11 protein-coding genes are annotated in these 17,756 nt (G+C 35.2%); all 11 read right to left on the bottom strand.

From position 1 onward, the window contains the following. Nucleotides 1–270: 270 nt before the first annotated feature. Nucleotides 271–459 carry a hypothetical protein gene (locus A3SG_RS0109560; protein WP_016989799.1) on the bottom strand — a complete coding sequence of 63 codons (189 nt, stop codon included), beginning with the start codon at nucleotides 457–459 and terminating at the stop codon, nucleotides 271–273. After that, nucleotides 443–1,036 carry a hypothetical protein gene (locus A3SG_RS20780; protein ID WP_016989802.1) on the bottom strand — a complete coding sequence of 198 codons (594 nt, stop codon included), beginning with the start codon at nucleotides 1,034–1,036 and terminating at the stop codon, nucleotides 443–445. Before A3SG_RS20780 ends, A3SG_RS0109560 begins: the two co-directional genes overlap by 17 nt. A 202-nt stretch (nucleotides 1,037–1,238) precedes the next feature. Beyond that, nucleotides 1,239–2,621 carry a M28 family peptidase gene (locus A3SG_RS0109570; RefSeq protein ID WP_016989803.1) on the bottom strand — a complete coding sequence of 461 codons (1,383 nt, stop codon included), beginning with the start codon at nucleotides 2,619–2,621 and terminating at the stop codon, nucleotides 1,239–1,241. A gap of 46 nt (nucleotides 2,622–2,667) precedes the next feature. Beyond that, nucleotides 2,668–4,767, bottom strand: coding sequence for a glycoside hydrolase family 97 protein (locus tag A3SG_RS0109575; protein WP_016989804.1), 2,100 nt, complete (start codon nucleotides 4,765–4,767; stop codon nucleotides 2,668–2,670). Nucleotides 4,768–4,916: 149 nt separating this feature from the next. Beyond that, nucleotides 4,917–7,205 (bottom strand): beta-glucosidase BglX, encoded by a 2,289-nt coding sequence (gene bglX, locus A3SG_RS0109580; protein WP_029596715.1) that lies wholly within the window; start codon nucleotides 7,203–7,205, stop codon nucleotides 4,917–4,919. A gap of 18 nt (nucleotides 7,206–7,223) precedes the next feature. Continuing rightward, nucleotides 7,224–7,925, bottom strand: coding sequence for a prolyl oligopeptidase family serine peptidase (locus tag A3SG_RS0109585; RefSeq protein ID WP_035663730.1), 702 nt, complete (start codon nucleotides 7,923–7,925; stop codon nucleotides 7,224–7,226). 3 nt (nucleotides 7,926–7,928) lie between these two features. Beyond that, complete coding sequence (locus A3SG_RS0109590; RefSeq protein WP_016989807.1) at nucleotides 7,929–9,323, bottom strand: glucoamylase family protein; 1,395 nt, start codon at nucleotides 9,321–9,323, stop codon at nucleotides 7,929–7,931. A gap of 57 nt (nucleotides 9,324–9,380) precedes the next feature. Continuing rightward, nucleotides 9,381–10,373 (bottom strand): LamG-like jellyroll fold domain-containing protein, encoded by a 993-nt coding sequence (locus A3SG_RS0109595; protein ID WP_016989808.1) that lies wholly within the window; start codon nucleotides 10,371–10,373, stop codon nucleotides 9,381–9,383. Next, entirely contained in the window at nucleotides 10,300–11,754 is a 1,455-nt protein-coding gene (locus tag A3SG_RS0109600; RefSeq protein ID WP_016989809.1) for a RagB/SusD family nutrient uptake outer membrane protein, read from the bottom strand. The genes A3SG_RS0109595 and A3SG_RS0109600 overlap by 74 nt, the downstream gene beginning before the upstream one ends. A 4-nt stretch (nucleotides 11,755–11,758) precedes the next feature. Beyond that, the gene (locus tag A3SG_RS0109605) at nucleotides 11,759–14,764 is read right to left on the bottom strand and encodes a SusC/RagA family TonB-linked outer membrane protein (RefSeq protein WP_029596717.1); all 3,006 of its coding nucleotides are present in this window, start codon (nucleotides 14,762–14,764) and stop codon (nucleotides 11,759–11,761) included. A 242-nt stretch (nucleotides 14,765–15,006) separates the two neighbouring features. Then, the gene (locus A3SG_RS0109610; protein ID WP_016989811.1) at nucleotides 15,007–17,754 is read right to left on the bottom strand and encodes a hypothetical protein; all 2,748 of its coding nucleotides are present in this window, start codon (nucleotides 17,752–17,754) and stop codon (nucleotides 15,007–15,009) included. Nucleotides 17,755–17,756 lie beyond the last annotated feature (2 nt).

Here is a 17,756-nt window from a genome sequence, read left to right on the forward strand (position 1 = left end):
CTAATCTCTTTTTAGAATAGTATAATTTACTTTAAATCACACTTAAAGGTACAAAAAGACAGGCACACGATCAAATATTTTGAATGAAAAATCATTCAAAAAGTAAATTAAAAGAAGGGGAGGTTTTTAGACAGTTTGACGTTTCGCTGCTTTGAGATGGCTGGAAGTTCGTAACCGCTCAGTTTTCGGCTTAACGAAAACTTGATGCGAAACGATAATTCCACTAAATTCCAGCTAGCTCAAAATGGCTGTTACAAGCTGCCCTGCTTGTTATTCAATTGTCTTTACTACGTTATCCAAATTGTCAACTACTAATTTGAATATAATTTTGTTATTTGGAAAAAGTGTTTGTAATCCTGTCCTAAGGTCTAAAAATGGTTGTAAAGCCTGACTGTCAACTGCTAATCCGTCAACAACTGAAATTGATAATTCATAGTTCTTATTAACCTTTTTTGTCATAAACAAATTTCGTTACTGCTTCATCAAAGAAAGTTGTCTTTATAAATCCGTCAGCAATTTTGTTTACTTCGCGTTCTGATATATTGTTTTTGTCAAAAGCTATTTCGTGTTTCATAATTCCATAAGTCTTGGTGTCTGCTCCAATGTTTGAAGTTTCGTTAGACAACAATGCAAAACCTAAAATCGGGATAATTGTGATTGCAAGTCCAATTAGGCTAACTGCTATTGTTCGCCACCAACTAAATAATTTTCCGCCCGAATCTAAGTGAGCAGAAATATTTTGTCCTTGAAAGTGTTGAACAAGATAGTATGCAATTGCAGTATAAATTAGAGGAATAATTTGATTTGGAATTTTTACGTTGTCTGGAATTAAAAATACACCACCAAATACTACGACTGTCACTATGATTGCATAAATCCAAGTTTTTTTAGCTTTGTTAAACTCGTTAAATGCTTTGAAATTTTCCGCTATTAAATAGCCAGCTGCTAAGGGTCCACCGAGAAATGTCCCGACCCAAATTGCTCTGTCTTTGTAAATTTTTCCAGTTGGTGTCTGAATGTCGATTGTTTGTTCCATTGTCGGTTTTTAGGGTTGCTTGTAACTTGTATATAACATCAAATATATATATCTTTTAGTATATTTTATTCTAGTTCTTCAGTTTTTTCTTGTTATTTAATATGCTAAAAGTATTCGGGTAAAATTTACGCCTATTACCAAAATGAAAACCACAAGCATAACACTTGTGGTTTTTTTATGGGGCTTTGAGCAGTTCTTAGAATTACTCTTTTACAATACCGTTTTGATCCATCAAATACATTAACGAAGCCATGGTGGCCGCTCCTAATTCTAATTCTCTTTTGTTAATGGCGTCAAATTTATCATTTGCAGCATGATGGTAGTCAAAATAACGTTGTGAATCCGGTTTTAAACCCGCTTTCACAATCAATTTAGACGTTAACGGACCAATATCCGATCCACTATGCCCTTTTACAAAACTGTGGATTAAATAAGGTTCAAATGCACTTTTATAACTGCTAATTTTATTGAAGTTGGCATCATCACATTCAAGCGAAAACCCTCTTGGACTAAATCCTCCTGAATCACTTTCTAAAGCAAAAATGTGATTCTCCTTGTTCAACAAGGATAACTCCTCGTATTTTTTACCGCCTCTAAGTCCGTTTTCTTCATTCATAAAAAGAACCACCCGAATCGTGTTTTTAGGTTTATACCCTAAATTTTTAAATATATTCAGTACTTCCATACTTTGCACTACTCCTGCTCCGTCATCATGAGAACCGTCAGCTAAATCCCAAGAATCAAGATGTCCACCCACGACCATGATATTTTCTGGATGCTCGCTTCCTTTTATTTCTCCAATAACATTATACGATAAAACATCTTCCATTGTCTCACAAGACTGCTTAAAATAAAATTTCAATTTTGGATTTTTTTTCAACGTCTTAGACAACAATTCAGCACCGTTAGTACTTATGGCTGCTGTAGGAATGTATTGCGATTTCGGGATTGCGCCATAACTCTGTGTTCCTGTATGAGGAAAGTCATCCAATCTTAAATTAAGGGAACGCACAATAGTCCCGACAGCTCCAAACTTTGCTGCTTCACCAGCACCAATATTTCTCTGATCACCGGCTCCTGAGTAGGCATGAAAAGACTCTATTTCTTCATTGTTCATAGGACGGTTAAAGAAAACAATTTTCCCTTTTATTTTATCAGTACCCAACTCCGATAACTCTTTTATGCTGTGCACTTCAATTACTTCGGCGGTAAGTCCCGTTTTGGCCGTTGCTATGGAACCTCCCAAAGCACAAATAGGCACCGTGATTTTAGTTTTATTGTCCTGTATGTATGCAATTTCTTGTTCGCCTCTCACCCACTTTGGCACCATTACCTCCTGAAGATATACACGATCTAGACCAAGCGTCTCCAGTTGTGCTTTTGTATATAGAACTGCTTTTTCTGCACCCACTGATCCCGATAAACGGGAACCAATTTTATTGGATAAATCGTCCAACCAAGTATAACATTTCGAATTTGTTAACGATGATTTGTAGATTTCCTTAATCGTTTGTTCTTGCTTAGTTTGGGCTAAAACCACAAATCCATTAAAAAGGATAAGCGCTAAAACAATGGTTTTTTTCATTTTATGATTGTTTATATAAATATTTTAATTTTCAATACTTCAGGGACTACTTCATCAATTCGAAACTAATTGCTGTTCCTCCTCCTGGTGCCAAGTTCAAATTGATTTTTGATTTGCTTGTTACCACTATTGTTCTGATTTTATAAGCGATAGGATTTTTTTTCCAATCGGCGTCTTTAGCATCTTCGTAAATTGTTGCTTTGTATTTTTGCCCTTTGGTCAAGAAATCCAATTTGATTTCTGATTTTCTGGCATTCTCGTCTGTAATTGAACCTAAGAACCACGATTCCGAGTCTTTGGCTTTTCTCGCGACTGTTAAATAATCGCCCGGTTCTGCTTCAAGATATATGCTTTCATCCCAGTCGACAGCCACATCTTTGATAAACTGAAAAGCATCCATATATTTCTCATAGTTTTCAGGCAAATCTGCAGCCATTTGCAGTGGCGAATACATCGTCACATATAAGGCCAATTGTTTGGCTAAGGTAGTATGCACTTGTTCTGTTTTGCTTGTGTCATAGTAACTCATTTTAATCTCAAAAATCCCCGGCGTATAATCCATTGGGCCTCCTAACTGTCTTGTAAATGGTAAAATAGTTTCATGCATCGGTGGATTTCCTACACTCCAGGCGTTGAACTCATTTCCACGAGCAGCTTCTGCAGCGATATAATTAGGATAAGTTCTTCCATAACCGGTAGGTCTTGAAGACTCATGAGAATTCAACATCAATTTATTATCCGCCATCCGTCTGGCCACAAAGTTAAAATGGTTTACCATTGTTTGGCCGTCATGAAATTCTCCACGGGGAATTATTTTACCTACATAACCTGTTTTTACAGCTGGATAATCATATTTTAGCATGACGTCCATGGCTCGATCTAAATGTCTTTCATAATTCGCTACAGATCCAGAGGTTTCGTGATGCATGATCATTTTTACATTTTTAGATTTGGCGTAAGCCGAAATAGCGGCAAGATCAAAATCTGGATACGGAGTAACGAAATCAAAAACTTCCTCTTTCCAGTTGCCAAACCAGTCTTCCCAGCCTACATTCCAACCTTCGACCAAAACTCCATCAAAACCATTTTTGGCAGCAAAGTCAATGTATCTTTTTGTGTTTTCGGTAGTCGCCCCATGTTTTCCAGACGGTAATAACTCTTGTGTCAACGAGTTTTGAGCATTTTGTGAACCTGCAAAATCCCAAGTTGATTTCCCAACATGCATTTCCCACCAAATCCCAACATACTTCATCGGTTTAATCCATGAAGTATCTTCAATTTTAGAAGGCTCATTCAGGTTCAGAATCATTTTAGAACTTACGATCTCTCGGGCGTCATCACTGACCATTATTGTTCTCCATGGAGATACACAAGGTGTTTGCAAATAGGCCTTATCACCAATTGCATTTGGAACTAATTGCGCATTTAATTTGTAGTTTTCCACATCAACATTCAAATGCATCACTGGATAGTTGACTACTGCTGCTTCAAAAATATTAAGGTACAAACCGGAGAACGATTTCATCATTAGGGGTGATTGTACAATATATTTTCCAGGAATTGATTTCACTCCAATTCCGTTATTCCTATCTATTTTAGAATTGTCAATCTCTGACAGCTTCGTCTCATTATACGCATATTCATTGCTATCAAAATCACCGGGAATCCAGAATGTTTTGTGATTATCTGTTAAGTTAAACTGCGTCACTTCATCAGAAATAATGAAATAATTCAATTCGTTTTGTTTTGGAAAATCATATCTGAAACCAACTCCCTCGTCAAAAACTCTAAAAATGATATTCATCTTTACATTCGTTTCTTTTTGAAGCAGCTCTATCGTTAACTCATTATAGTGATTTAAAATCGATGATTGCTCACCAAGTACTGGTTTCCACGACTCATTAAAAACGTCAGTTTTAGCCCGTACTACCTCAAAGTTAGCGTCTAAATCGGGTTTACTTTTTAATTTTATTCCCATTGCACTTTCCAACACAACAGCTTTATTTTTATAATTTACGGTATAGCTTGGTTGGCCCTTTGTCGTAAGTGTAAAGTCTAAAGTAATGTCTTTTGAGGGAGAAGTTACACTTTGTGCTTGAAGCAGGCTCAGGGTAAAAAATAGAATAGTTGATAAAAAATGCTTCATGTTTTTATTTGTATTTGTTTTTAGTGGAGCTAAAATAGTAAAACCATATGTAATATCCCTCAGACTTTAAACAATTAGCCTTATTTTAAAAAAAAACCCTTCGATAGGATTTCTATCGAAGGGCACAACAAGTTTAAAGAAAAGCCAAACTATTTATTCAACTCAAAACTAACTTTCTTCTCTGCATCAGAGCTTGTCCCGATATAAACTTCAAACAGTCCAGGCTCAGCCACAAATTCTAGATCCGAATTATAAAACTTCAAATCTTCGACAGAAATTTCAAAAGTAACCGTCTTTTTCTCTCCTTTTTTCAATGTAATTTTCTGAAACCCTTTTAACTCTTTTAACGGTCTGGTTACAGAGCCAACTAAATCTCTCGTATACAATTGAACGACTTCTTTACCGTCATAATTTCCCGTATTGGTTATATCAACGCTTGCGCTTATTTTTCCATCGAATTTCATCTTATCAGATGACAGCTTTAAATTTGAATAATCGAAAGTGGTATAACTCAATCCAAAACCAAAAGGAAATAAAGGTTCATTTCTTTCATCGATATAATTAGATTTAAATTTTTCGAATTTCCCTTCTGTGTTACCAAGTGGTCTACCTGTATTTTTATGACTGTAATAGATAGGTATCTGTCCTGCACTTCTAGGAAATGTAGTCGTCAATTTACCGGAAGGATTTTCATCACCAAACAAAACATCTGCAATGGCACTTCCTGCTTCGCTACCTGCGAACCAAGTATTCAAAATTGCGGGTACTGTTTCGTTTTCCTGAACTAAAACTAAAGGTCGACCTGTAAACAAAACTAACACCACAGGTTTCCCCGTTTTTACTAATGCTTGTAATAAGTCTTTCTGTGCTTGTGGTATTTGCAAATTGGTTCTGCTACTGCTTTCCCCACTCATCTCTGCAGATTCGCCAAGTGCCGCCACAATTACATCTGATTGGTTGGCAATTTTCAAGGCTTCCGCTAATAATGCTGCAGCAGTTCTATCATCACGATGCAAAGTTTTCCCAAACATCGTCGCTTTTTCTTCAAAACTAGCATCATAATCCAGGTTACTTCCTTTGGCGTAAAGCACATTAGTCTCATTCCCCGCCACTTCTATGATTCCTGCAATTAGCGAAATGGATTTATCCATGTTTGTTGCGACACTCCAAGTTCCAGCCATATTTTCTTTGGCATCAGCCAATGGTCCAATAACTGCAATCGTTCCTGACTTTTTTAAAGGCAGTACTTGCTTTTCATTTTTAAGTAAAACCAAAGATTGTGATGCAATTTTTCTTGCTTCTAATCTGTTTGCGCTTGTAAAAACTTCATTTTTAGCTCTTTTTACATCACAATATTTATAAGGATCTTGAAATAGACCTAAGTCATATTTGGCGTTCAATATAAGTCGGACAGCATTATCGATCTCTTCGATACTCACTTTATTTTCCTCTAAAGATTTTTTTAAAGTAGTTAGAAAACCTTCACCTACCATATCCATTTCAACACCAGCATTTAACGCCAAAGCGGACACTGTTTGTAAATCTCCCATTCCATGCGCTATCATCTCAGGAATTCCAGTATAATCAGTTACCACAAAGCCTTTAAAGCCCCATTCGTTTCTTAACACCTCTGTCATCAACCATTTGTTACCGGTAGCCGGAATTCCGTCAATTTCATTGAAAGAGGCCATTACTGATCCTGCACCAGCATCGACAGCCGCTTTGTATGGAGGGAAATAGTCATTGTACATTTTGATTCTACTCATATCCACCGTATTGTAATCACGACCCGCCTCTGAGGCACCGTACAAAGCAAAATGTTTCACACAGGATAAAATCGAATTATTTTTTGATAAATCATCTTGTTGATACCCTTTTACCATTGCTTTTGCAATTTGGCTTCCTAAAAACGCATCTTCTCCAGAACCTTCAGAAACTCTTCCCCAACGTGGGTCACGAGAAATATCTACCATAGGTGAAAACGTCCAGTTTATCCCATCGGCGCTCGCTTCTTGAGCTGCAATTTGGGCACTTCGTTCAATCAATTTCATATCCCAAGTACAAGATAGTCCCAGTGGTATAGGGAAAGTAGTTTCGTAGCCATGAATCACATCCATTCCAAAAAGCAACGGAATTTTCAAGCGACTTTTTTCAACAGCAATCTTCTGTACTTCTTTAATTTTTTCAACCGACTTGATATTAAATAAACCACCAACTTTACCTTCTTCAATATTTTTTGCGACGTCTGAGCTATTGGCCGCTCCTGTGGTGATATCTCCAGACGTAGGTAAATTTAATTGTCCTATTTTTTCATCCAACGTCATTTTAGCCATTAATTCGGCGACAAACTCGGTTTTTGGTTTGATTGTAACTGATTTTTTTGTTCCTTTTTTTTGGCTGTAGCCAAAAACAGAAAAACAAAAAGCACTATAATTAATTTGTTATTCTATTTCTTATTATTTTTTAATTTGTTGGAACATCCAATCATAAATTTCTTTGTTGTCATAAACGCGAGTCCAACTATCATGTCCGGCATCATCAAAAATAGTTAGTGATATGTTGCTATTACAAGGTTTAAGTTTTTTGTAAATAGCGATGGAGTAGTTGACGTCTACTACATCATCGACTAGACCATGAAAAATTTTAATGGGAATAGTAGCTATTTTACAGTTTTCAATCATGGGTACACGATCTACAAAACCTGCTATTGGCACTAAAGCCGCAAACATTTCAGGATGAGCAAAAGCTAAATTCCACGCACCCCAACCACCCATACTCAATCCAGTTAAGTAAATTCTGCTGGAATCAATAGTATTTTCTTTTTGGATTTTTAAAATCAACTGGTACAATACTTCAGAATTCCAATATTCTTTTTCTGGACATTGGGGCGCCAAAACGTAAGCGTCCAATTCATTATTCTTTAAATATTTAAAAGGACCATGAACTTTTACTTTCTCTATATCGGTGCCTTTTTCACCAGAACCATGGAGAAAAATAATCAAAGGCTTTTTCTCTTTGGTATTTTCGGGACGATGTAAAGCATAACTCAATTCATGTTTTACTTTGCTCTCCGTTTTTATTTTCCCAGTGACATCCGTTTGAGCGACAGAACACATGGTGACTAAAAGTGCAATACAGATACATAAATATTTAGTCATTTCTTAAAAATTATATTTCCCTGAGTGGAAGCCCAGTTTTACTAAACCTGGTTTCACTTCTGGAGCGTTCATAAATAATTTCCATAATAAACCAGTACGGTAGTTTTCAATCATCGGTACAATTGTACCTTGATCAATAGCTAAATATCGAGGCGTAACCCAATTATAATGCGGTGAAAAAGCATCATAAGGTCCTGCTATACCAACATATTCCGACTTTTTTTCATCATATAAATAATGTAGGAATTTGAGTGATTCAACTGGTGTAAATGGAAATGAAGATAAGGCAGCAGTTGGAGTAATAATACCTAAATCGTTATTCGGTTGGTGAGCAGAATAACCTGTAGTTCCGTCACTGTTTCGAGTGTAACTAGCAGTTAAACCCCAAACCTTATCAGAATACCCTTTCCATTGTTTTGGATTAGCAATAGCGTACTGGTGCATGATTTTAGCATGATTTTGCGTCAAGGTCCAATAATCAGCATATTGATCTTTTAAATTGGAAGGGTCCAAACCTAAATAAGAATAATGCGACCAAAACATGGGTCCTACATTTCCTGTAGCTCCATTATAATTAAAAATCACCGGAATTCCGTATTGGGAAGCGCCACTAACAATTGCTCCATTCCTAGCCCATCCATTGTGGTATGCGGCTGCAGCTATTGGATGCGTAGGAGATGAAACCGCCATTACATAAGTAATTAAACATTCATTGTATCCTTCTAACTTGAAGTTCATTTCCCAACCATAATTGGGAGACCAATGCCAGTATAGGGCACTTTCGCCTTTAGTATACCAATCCCATTCAACCCCTTTCCAAAGTTCATCTGCCTTTGCGGCTAATGCTTTTTCAGTGGTATTTCCATCTTTAAAATATTCTCTAACAGTCAATAATCCTTGACACAGGAATGACGTTTCTACTAAATCTCCGCCGTTGTCTTTTGTACCAAAAGGGATTACTTTACCATCATTTCCGTTCATCCAATGCGGCCAAGCCCCGTGAAAACGCTCTGCTTTTTCGAGAAAATTCATTGACGTTGTAAGTCGGGAAACAGCTTCAGCTCTAGGAACAAAACCCCTATCAACTCCTGCAATAATAGTCATCAATCCAAAACCAGATCCGCCTGTTGTAACAATATTAGACTCAAAACTAGGATCATTAGTATAATAGCGTTCTCGGGCCAACTTCGAGTTAGTTTCAGCATATTCCCAAAAATATTTTAGTGCATCTTTTTGAACTTGGTCCAGCGCTTCAGCATCTGTTAAGACAGTAGCAGGTGCCGTAGGTGTTGTAGGTAAAGGAGTGCCTCCCGTTGTTTGCTTTCCATCAGAAGAGGAAGTAGAACAGGCATTAAAAAGACCAATTAAAACTAAACATATAGAAATTTTCATTTTCATATCATACTAATGTTAATAATTCAAAAGCTAGTTTTCACAAACTAGCTCTCTCTCATTTTATCTATTGTCTTTTTCTAATTTATACAATGCAACCACTTCGTTATCAGATAATACGGTGTTGTAAATTCTAAACTCATCCATTAATCCTGTATAGTTTAACATCCATCCATCAGGAGCACCCCAAGGAGCTCCTAAACGTTGCTGAAAACCTCCAATAATAAATTTTGAAACATTTGAATTTGCTAATTCGCCATAACCGACTCCTCCAGTAAGAGGATCAGAAGCATAGCGTTTAGCCAAGGGAGCAGGTAAATCAAGCTTCTTTCCATCGATGAACATGCTGTAAGTAGAACTTGTTCCATTATACATCCAAACCATATGTTTCCATGATCCAAACATATTAGGCAAAAGATTAGCACCGTTATGTTCTATAAACTGACCTGACCAAGGAATACTAGGTGTTACGTCTTTTTGAATGTGATTTTTCAGCAACATCGTACTTGCGGGCCCTGTCCCTTCTACCAGTGTGAAGATGTTACCCCAGAAATCAGTGGTTTTTGGTAACATAAATAAAGATTGCGCTCCTCCAGTATGTGGATTTGTCTTAATCCACATAGAAACAGTAATGCTTTTTATAACTATCAAAGGACTTGCTACGTTGTTATAAGCAATAAAAGAGCTAGAAGATCCTTGATATGCCTGCCCTTTAATTCCAGGTGCATAGCTTACAGCTGTTCCTACACCACCAGTTATTCCATTTTTTGAATCTAAAATAGTATTTTCGAAACTAAATTTAGTTATCAAATTACTTGCTGCAATATCATCTGAATTTTCGAAACCACCTATGGATTCATAAGCGATTGGAGTGTTTACTTTATCTATACTATCCTGATTACAGCTTATAAAAAATTGCGAAACCAGAACAGAAGTAAATAAGTATATGTATTTATTTTTTTCATTTTTACTGTTTTTAAAATTAATAACCCGGGTTTTGTAGGGACAGTCCGTTTGATTGTAAAAGGAAGGCCTGCGGCAAAGGAAATAATTCATGTTTTCCGGCAACAAATGTCTTTCCATGAATTGCAAATGCTGAAACAGCTTGACCAGTGCGTACTAAATCAAAAAACCGATCGTGCTCAAAAGCCATTTCTACTCTTCTTTCTTTCCAGATCGCAGTTCGCACCTCTGCTTTAGAAATTGCAGCGGTATTTCCTAATTCAGCTCTATTTCTAATCTGGTTTAATAAAAGAATTGCAGCAGGAGTTTGATCTAATTCGTTTAGCGCTTCAGCTTTCATTAATACTACTTCAGCATATCTTAAATATTTAATATTAGCATCCGTTTCCCAAGCATCAGTATAAGCCGAAGAATAAGCTTTAAAATTATATCTAGGGTTTTCAACTGTCGTTGGGACTACTCTACCATCATACAAAGTTGTTCCCGCAAAAATAATAGTTGCATTTTTTCTAACATCACCTGACTCGTACGCATTTACTAAACTTTGAGAAGGTGTATTAAAACCCCATCCCCAACCGCCGGCACCACGAGCACCTTGCGTAACTGAGTACCCCTGTATTCCTTTTGCTGGAATTGAACCTGTACCTTGAATTTCGAAAATCGATTCAGCATCATTTTCTCCAGCTAATCTAAAGATGGAAGCATAATTAGGAACAAGGGAATATCCAGTAACTAAATTAGCGTTGTCTACCACTTTTTGCCATTTCTTTTGGTATAAATTGACTTTTGCTAATAAGGCATAAGCTGCTCCTTTCGAAGCTCTTCCCTTTTCTGAGGCTGCATATTCTGATTTATTAGGTAAGGCAGCAATCGCGTCTGCTAAATCATTTTCGATAAAAGCATATACTTCAGCACTTGTTCTACGTGTCAATTGCATAACCCTATCCTCATCAGAAGAAGGATTTGGTAAATGATCAATAATAGGCACTCCGCCATACGTTTTTACCAAGGTAAAATACATAAAAGCTCTTAAAAACTTAGCCTCACCTAAAAGTCTAGAACGTAACGCTGGATTTGCTTGATCTAATTGTGGAACGATATTCAGTGCTTGATTGCATCTATTAATCCCTTCATAATTAGCCTCAAATGTTTCTCTAATCGACAAACTTGAAGCATTATAAGTTAAGGCATCCATAACGTCCTTATCTGCACCTGTATCTCCAGGAGAAGATCCTTTATCAGCATCATCAGAGGCAATACTTGAAAGTCCAATCCAAGAAAACGAGCTCATATTGAAGTCCAAAAACTTATTATAGATTGCAGTAACAAAAGTAGTCGCTCCTTGATCATTGTTAAATAAGGCGATATCTTTTGTAGAGATAGATTCTGTTTGATCAACATCTAAATAATCGTTTGAACACCCAGAAAAAAAGTAGGCGGATAGCGCAAAAATTGATATATATATCTTTTTCATTGTATTAAAATTTTAAATTAGCACCAATAACAAGTGATCTTAAAGTTGGATAGGCATCAAGCTCGATACCTTGACTACCATAAGGATCTCCGTTACCATTTAATTCTGGAGAAAATCCGGAGAACTTTTGTGTAATAAAAGGGTTTATAGCATTTACATATACTCTGCAATAGCTCAAGAAGCTATTTTCGGCCAAAGGAAGTTTGTATCCTAAACTCATATTATTTACTCTGAAGAAATCTCCGGATTCTAAATAATAGGTTGAAGCCACTGGAACTTGATTGAATGGAGCTGGATTTGAAGCTGAAGTGTTATTTACAGTCCAGAAATCTGTGGCTATAGATTCTTCTATATTTTCTCCTGAAAAACGTTGTGCTTTCTTACCATTGTACACTTTTGCTCCTGAAGTTCCGTATCCGTCAACTGAAAAGTCAAAGTTTTTATAGTTAACTCCTAAAGTAATTCCGAAAGTGGAGGAAGGCAAAATAGAACCTGTATATTTTTTATCTTTATTAGCATCCAATGCATCTTGCGTTACTGTAGTACCTGCTGCAGTATTATATAGCATCGTACCATTTTCTGGATCAAAACCAGCGTAATCATAAAGATAGAAACTCCCTAATGGTTTTCCTATAGAAGAGTTGTCTAGTAATTTTGTGAACTGCCCGTTTGCTAAATCGCCACCATTAATTGGAGCAAGAGTAGCATCTTTTAAGCTTTTTAATTCGTTTTTATTATTAGAGAAATTACCTCCAAACCAATAACTTAAGTTATCACTAATTTTATCGTCCCAACGCAAACTCACTTCATATCCTTTATTAGATACTTCTCCCACATGCGCCGGTGAAGCATTGCTTATACCAGATGTAACATAAGGTCTTGTATTTAAAATCACATTTGTAGTCGTTTTATCATAGACATCAAACGATCCTTTTAACCTTCTGTCTAGTAATTCAAAATCCAAACCTGCTGAAGCTTCTTCGGTTATTTCCCACGATAAACTTGGATCAACTTGAGAGTTGATTGTCGTTCCTTCATACAGTATAGAACCACCTAGATAACTACTTAAACCAGAAGAATACGCTTGATTATTAAGAGGAACGTTTTGATTTCCTAGTCTACCCCAACCACCTCTTAACTTTAGTAAATCGATTGCTTCAACATTAGCCATAAAATCTTCTTTAGAAACAACCCAGCCGATACCAAAGGCAGGAAAAGTTCCCCAACGATAGTCTTTACCAAAATTAGAGGATCCATCGCGTCTAATTGTCCCAGTAAGCAAATATTTATCCATCAATTTATATTGAAAACGACCAAAATAAGAAGCTAATTTAGTTTCATTAAAAACTTCATCTCTGTAACTTATTACATTACCTACTTCATTAACGCCACTTAAAGACCAGTAATTAGCGTCAGCGTTAACATTTTTTCTAGATATTGTTAATTGTTCTCTTGCTCCCCTAATAGAAGTTTCTATTCCTCCAGTTAATTCAATATCATGAATACTCGCAAATACTTCATTATAGGTGAAGTAATTTGATAGATTCCAATTGAAATATTGATTTCTACCTTTTGTCAATAAATTGATGTTGTCAGTTGCCTTGTACTGAGAAGCAATTCTGCTAGGATCAGCAGCTAACCAGATGTTCTTAGTATCTTCAAAATTATAATTTTTCCAAGTATAATATTCTCCATTAAATTGAGAAGTAAATTTTAATGATTTTAGAATTTCATAATCTAATTTTAAACCACCTTGTAAAATGACACTCTTTTGTTCTTCATCAAAAAAGTCTAATTGCGCAACTGGATTACCCACATTGTTAAATGAGGACCCTGCCGTTCCTGCGAAACCATCGTTTCCAACAAATGATACACCATACTGTCCGTTTGAAAAACGAACAGGAATAATAGGTGATTGTTTGTAAGCATTCGTAAAAGCACTTAAAGGTTTTGGATTTGATTTGGTTATACCAAAACTAAAGTTTTGATTTAGTGTCAGTTTCTTAGATATTTTATACTCATTATTATTTCTAAAAGTAGTTCTACTATAATCTAATCCATTCAAAACCGCTTTCTCCTCGTAGTTTCCTATACTGAAAAAATATTTTATATTTTCTGTTGATCCTGAAACGGATATGTTATTTTGAGTATAGGCTCCCGTTCTTGTAATTTCATCAAACCAATCTGTATTTACAGGTTGATCTTGAGAAAAAGTTGTTGTTTGTAAAGCGGAATTAGAATAGTAAGAATACTTATTACTTCCTGCCATTTTTACTTTCTTCAAAGGCGCTCTAAAACCAGCAAAACTTTCAATTTCTACTGTAACACCATCACCTTTTCCTTTTTTAGTAGTAATAATAATTACTCCATTTGCAGCTCTAGTACCGTAAATTGCTAAGGCTGATGCGTCTTTTAAAATTTCATAGGAAGTAATATCATTGGTATTAATATTATTTATATTCTCTGTAGGCATTCCATCAACTATATATAAAGGAGTTCTCCCCCCTAAAGCAGTTCCTAAACCTCTAATAATAACTGACGGGCTACTACCCGGTAAATCTGATGACACCACTTGCACACCAGCAGCTTTTCCTTGAATGGCTTGAGAAGCATTCAAAACTTTAGTTCTAGAAATTTCTTCTGCTTTTAAGGAGGTAATTGCAGTAGTATTATCAATCTTTTTTCTCGATCCGTAACCAATGATCACTACCTCATTCAACGCAGTGTCCTGAGACTCCATCATAATTACGGTCATTAGACCTGAAGTTACATTTATTGTTGTAGGGGCAAAACCCAACATTGTGATTTTTAGTATCTCGCCCACGTTAGCGTTGATGCTAAAATTTCCGTCAAAATCAGTATTAGCATTTGTATTGGATTCAGTGGCAATCACAATTGCTCCCGGTATTCCAATTCCGTTTTTATCTAATACCTTTCCCTTACTTACTTGCCCAGACATGTATGCAGGAAGTAGAATAAGTGCTAAAAAGCAAAATATAAAATTTCTCATATATTAATGATTTGTTAAAGTTAATGAAGCCAAATTAGGTAATTACAACGTTATAGTAACAACACGTGAATTACTACATAGCTACATCACAGCAAATAATATCAGGTACAAATCAATGAGCAATAGCATAGAAGAGGGATAATAGGAGAATGAATTACATCCATATGATGTAGTAATGATGTATTGTAATTCTGTTAAAAACAACCCTTAAAAGTACACTATATGTAAAAATTAATTGGTTTTTATACTGATAATAAAAACTTAGAAAGATTCTCATCCTGCACAAGCGCTAATTTCTTTCTTAATCTATAACGATGTAATTCAACACCACGGAAAGAAATATTCATCATGGGTGCAATTTCTTTAGAAGTAAGATTCATTTTTAGATAGATACATAGCTTAACATCTTTGGCGGTAAGGTTTGGGTATTTCTTCGAAAGTTTAATGATAAATTCATTGTGGATCTGATTTAAATTAGTTTCAAAAGTCTCCCATTCGTGTTTATTAACAGCATTGATTTTTATCGTCTTTTTAATCTCGCTTTTCAGTTTGTTTAAGTCGATTTCCGAATCTAAAATTCCTTGAATACTTTCTATCATCTCACTTTGTTTAGCAATAGAAAGTGATTTTCCTGTTACCTCTGATGACTTAGACTGCAGCTCCAATTCTAAAATATGCTTTTCATATTCTTGACTGTTCAATTCGTTATCCGCTTTTAACTCAATTTCTAAAATTTTCTTCTGGTGTTTTAATTCTTCTTCCTGCAATTTGAGTTTTTGAACGTAACGCATTTTATTCCATCTGTAATAAACGAATAATATGCTTCCAATTAAAACCAAATATAGCAGCAGCATCCAAATAGAAAAATACCATGGTTTTGTTACATAAAAATTAAAACTAGAAACTTCATTAAAATGAGTACCATCATGATTATAAACTTTGAGGGTATGATTGCCACTGTCTAAATTATTTAAAACAATCAATCCTCCGTTTACTGGAGAATAATCTACCGACTTATCTGTCTTATAAAAAAGGCTTGGTTTATTCGATCCATATATTCCTGAAATTACATTTATCTTTAACTCTGAATTGTTTTTAATTTTGCAATCATTAGCGACCAAGTTTTCATTATCAAAAGCTTCAATCTTTACCTTTGGGCTCACGACCGCAATATTCTTTAATGGAAGTGAGATGAACCCATCATCCAGGTTGAGCAAGTAGCTATCGCCATTTTTAAAAATTCTTAAATTATCGTTGATAATTTTCCCCTGATAATATTTTTCTTGGATTAAATTTCTACTAAAATTATTTCCTTTGGCATCCACCTGATATAATAATCCCTCTTGCAACACTATAAAATGGTCTTCGTCTATTTTGACGATATCAGATGTATTTGTAAAGTTCGAATTAAACAGTTCGTTTTTTACTAATTGGTTGGAAATTGAATTGTAAGTATACCACGTTTTGTGAATCAAAAAAAGAATTTCATTTCTAAATTCAAATATTTTTACCCCAAAATCATTTCTATTTTTTTTACTTTTCTGTGTAATATTTTCCACCTTCGTAGTTTCAAAGGCATCATTATAACTTATTCTATATAATCCCTTGTAATTATCTGCAGCCCATATCTCATTTTTTTTATCTTGGGCAGCATATTTTATAGGTTTTAAAATGCCTTTAACAACAATTTTTTGAGAGAGATTCTTTACATTGGGATAGATTAAAATACCGCTATAACTAGTCTGGAGATACCAATCATTAATAGTACTTTTAATTAAGTTCCAACCTCCATTGATATTGTTTAATTTGGAGAAGACATTATCTTCATAAATAAAGGTTCCGTCGTCATGACCAATGATAAACTTGTTATTAATCTTACTGATGTTCCAAGCTTGACCTACTGAATTTGGAATTAAAGAAAAAATATTTCCCTCGTATTTAAAAACGCCATGATTTGACGCCATCAAAAAACCATTGTCGGTTTTAACTACAGAGTACACTGAACCTAAAGCGCCCGTGTTATCGTAAAAAATACTAATTGGTGAATTAATCTCTATGTGAACGATTCCATTATCCAATCCTAACCACAAGTCATTTTCTTTGTCTAACCCGATACTTAAAATAGAGTTATTCATCAACACATTATTTCGGTCAATATTAATGTGGGAGTTACTATCAAGATCAAAAATATATACCCCTCTTCTGCTCGTTCCCACAACTAATTTATTGTTTTTCAAGAACCGAGCGATATTAATATTAGCTGTTTTTAAAGTTTCATTCAAATTGTTTTTCCAGGGAGACAGAAATCCATTTTCTTCAACATAGACTCCATTTTTCTTAGTAAAAAAATAAGTTTTGTTTTGGTGCTTTTCAATGTGGTGAATAACGTTATTTTCTAAAACATCCCAACCTTCGACTTTTTCAATCCGAGAATCTACCAACCTATAAACACCATTACTAACTGAGGCGATCAGAATTTGATTGTCAATGGGATAACAATACGAAATGAGAAATGGTAATTTAATTTTTTTAATACTACTCCCGTCGTACTTATAAATAGCATTAAAAGACTGGAAATAAATAGTCTTGTTGAATTCAAAAATCTTCCAGATTTCTTCATTTTCACTATCATCAAAAACTGATTTTCCTTTCGAAATTGACACATAATTCATCTTCCCATTTTTACGAATCCAATACCCAAATTCTTGGTAGGAACCAGAATAAATCTTATCGTCAACTACGTAGATTGAACGGATAATAGTTTTATTGGGCAACATATTTTTTTCCCATTTTACGCCGTCATAACGTAATAAATAATGATTGTTAGCAAAGTACATGGCGTCATCACTACCCTGAACAACATTCCAAGTTTGATTGTCGCCCTGGTAATTTGCTTTGTTATAGTTTTCAACAAAAGGCAGTAATTCCTGAGCATATGTTTGAATAGACAATAAAAAGAACAGAAATATTTTTAAAGTGGTAGCTTTCAAGT

The organism is Flavobacterium sp. ACAM 123 (assembly GCF_000264055.1).
In the GTDB taxonomy this organism is placed as follows: Bacteria; Bacteroidota; Bacteroidia; order Flavobacteriales; family Flavobacteriaceae; genus Flavobacterium.

Excerpts from the sequence above, each read along its gene's own strand:
- A3SG_RS0109560 (WP_016989799.1), bottom strand. The coding sequence starts at position 459 with ATGACAAAAAAGGTTAATAAGAACTATGAATTATCAATTTCAGTTGTT.
- A3SG_RS20780 (WP_016989802.1), bottom strand. The coding sequence starts at position 1,036 with ATGGAACAAACAATCGACATTCAGACACCAACTGGAAAAATTTACAAA.
- A3SG_RS0109570 (WP_016989803.1), bottom strand. The coding sequence starts at position 2,621 with ATGAAAAAAACCATTGTTTTAGCGCTTATCCTTTTTAATGGATTTGTG.
- A3SG_RS0109575 (WP_016989804.1), bottom strand. The coding sequence starts at position 4,767 with ATGAAGCATTTTTTATCAACTATTCTATTTTTTACCCTGAGCCTGCTT.
- A3SG_RS0109585 (WP_035663730.1), bottom strand. The coding sequence starts at position 7,925 with ATGACTAAATATTTATGTATCTGTATTGCACTTTTAGTCACCATGTGT.
- A3SG_RS0109590 (WP_016989807.1), bottom strand. The coding sequence starts at position 9,323 with ATGAAAATGAAAATTTCTATATGTTTAGTTTTAATTGGTCTTTTTAAT.
- A3SG_RS0109595 (WP_016989808.1), bottom strand. The coding sequence starts at position 10,373 with ATGAATTATTTCCTTTGCCGCAGGCCTTCCTTTTACAATCAAACGGAC.
- A3SG_RS0109600 (WP_016989809.1), bottom strand. The coding sequence starts at position 11,754 with ATGAAAAAGATATATATATCAATTTTTGCGCTATCCGCCTACTTTTTT.
- A3SG_RS0109605 (WP_029596717.1), bottom strand. The coding sequence starts at position 14,764 with ATGAGAAATTTTATATTTTGCTTTTTAGCACTTATTCTACTTCCTGCA.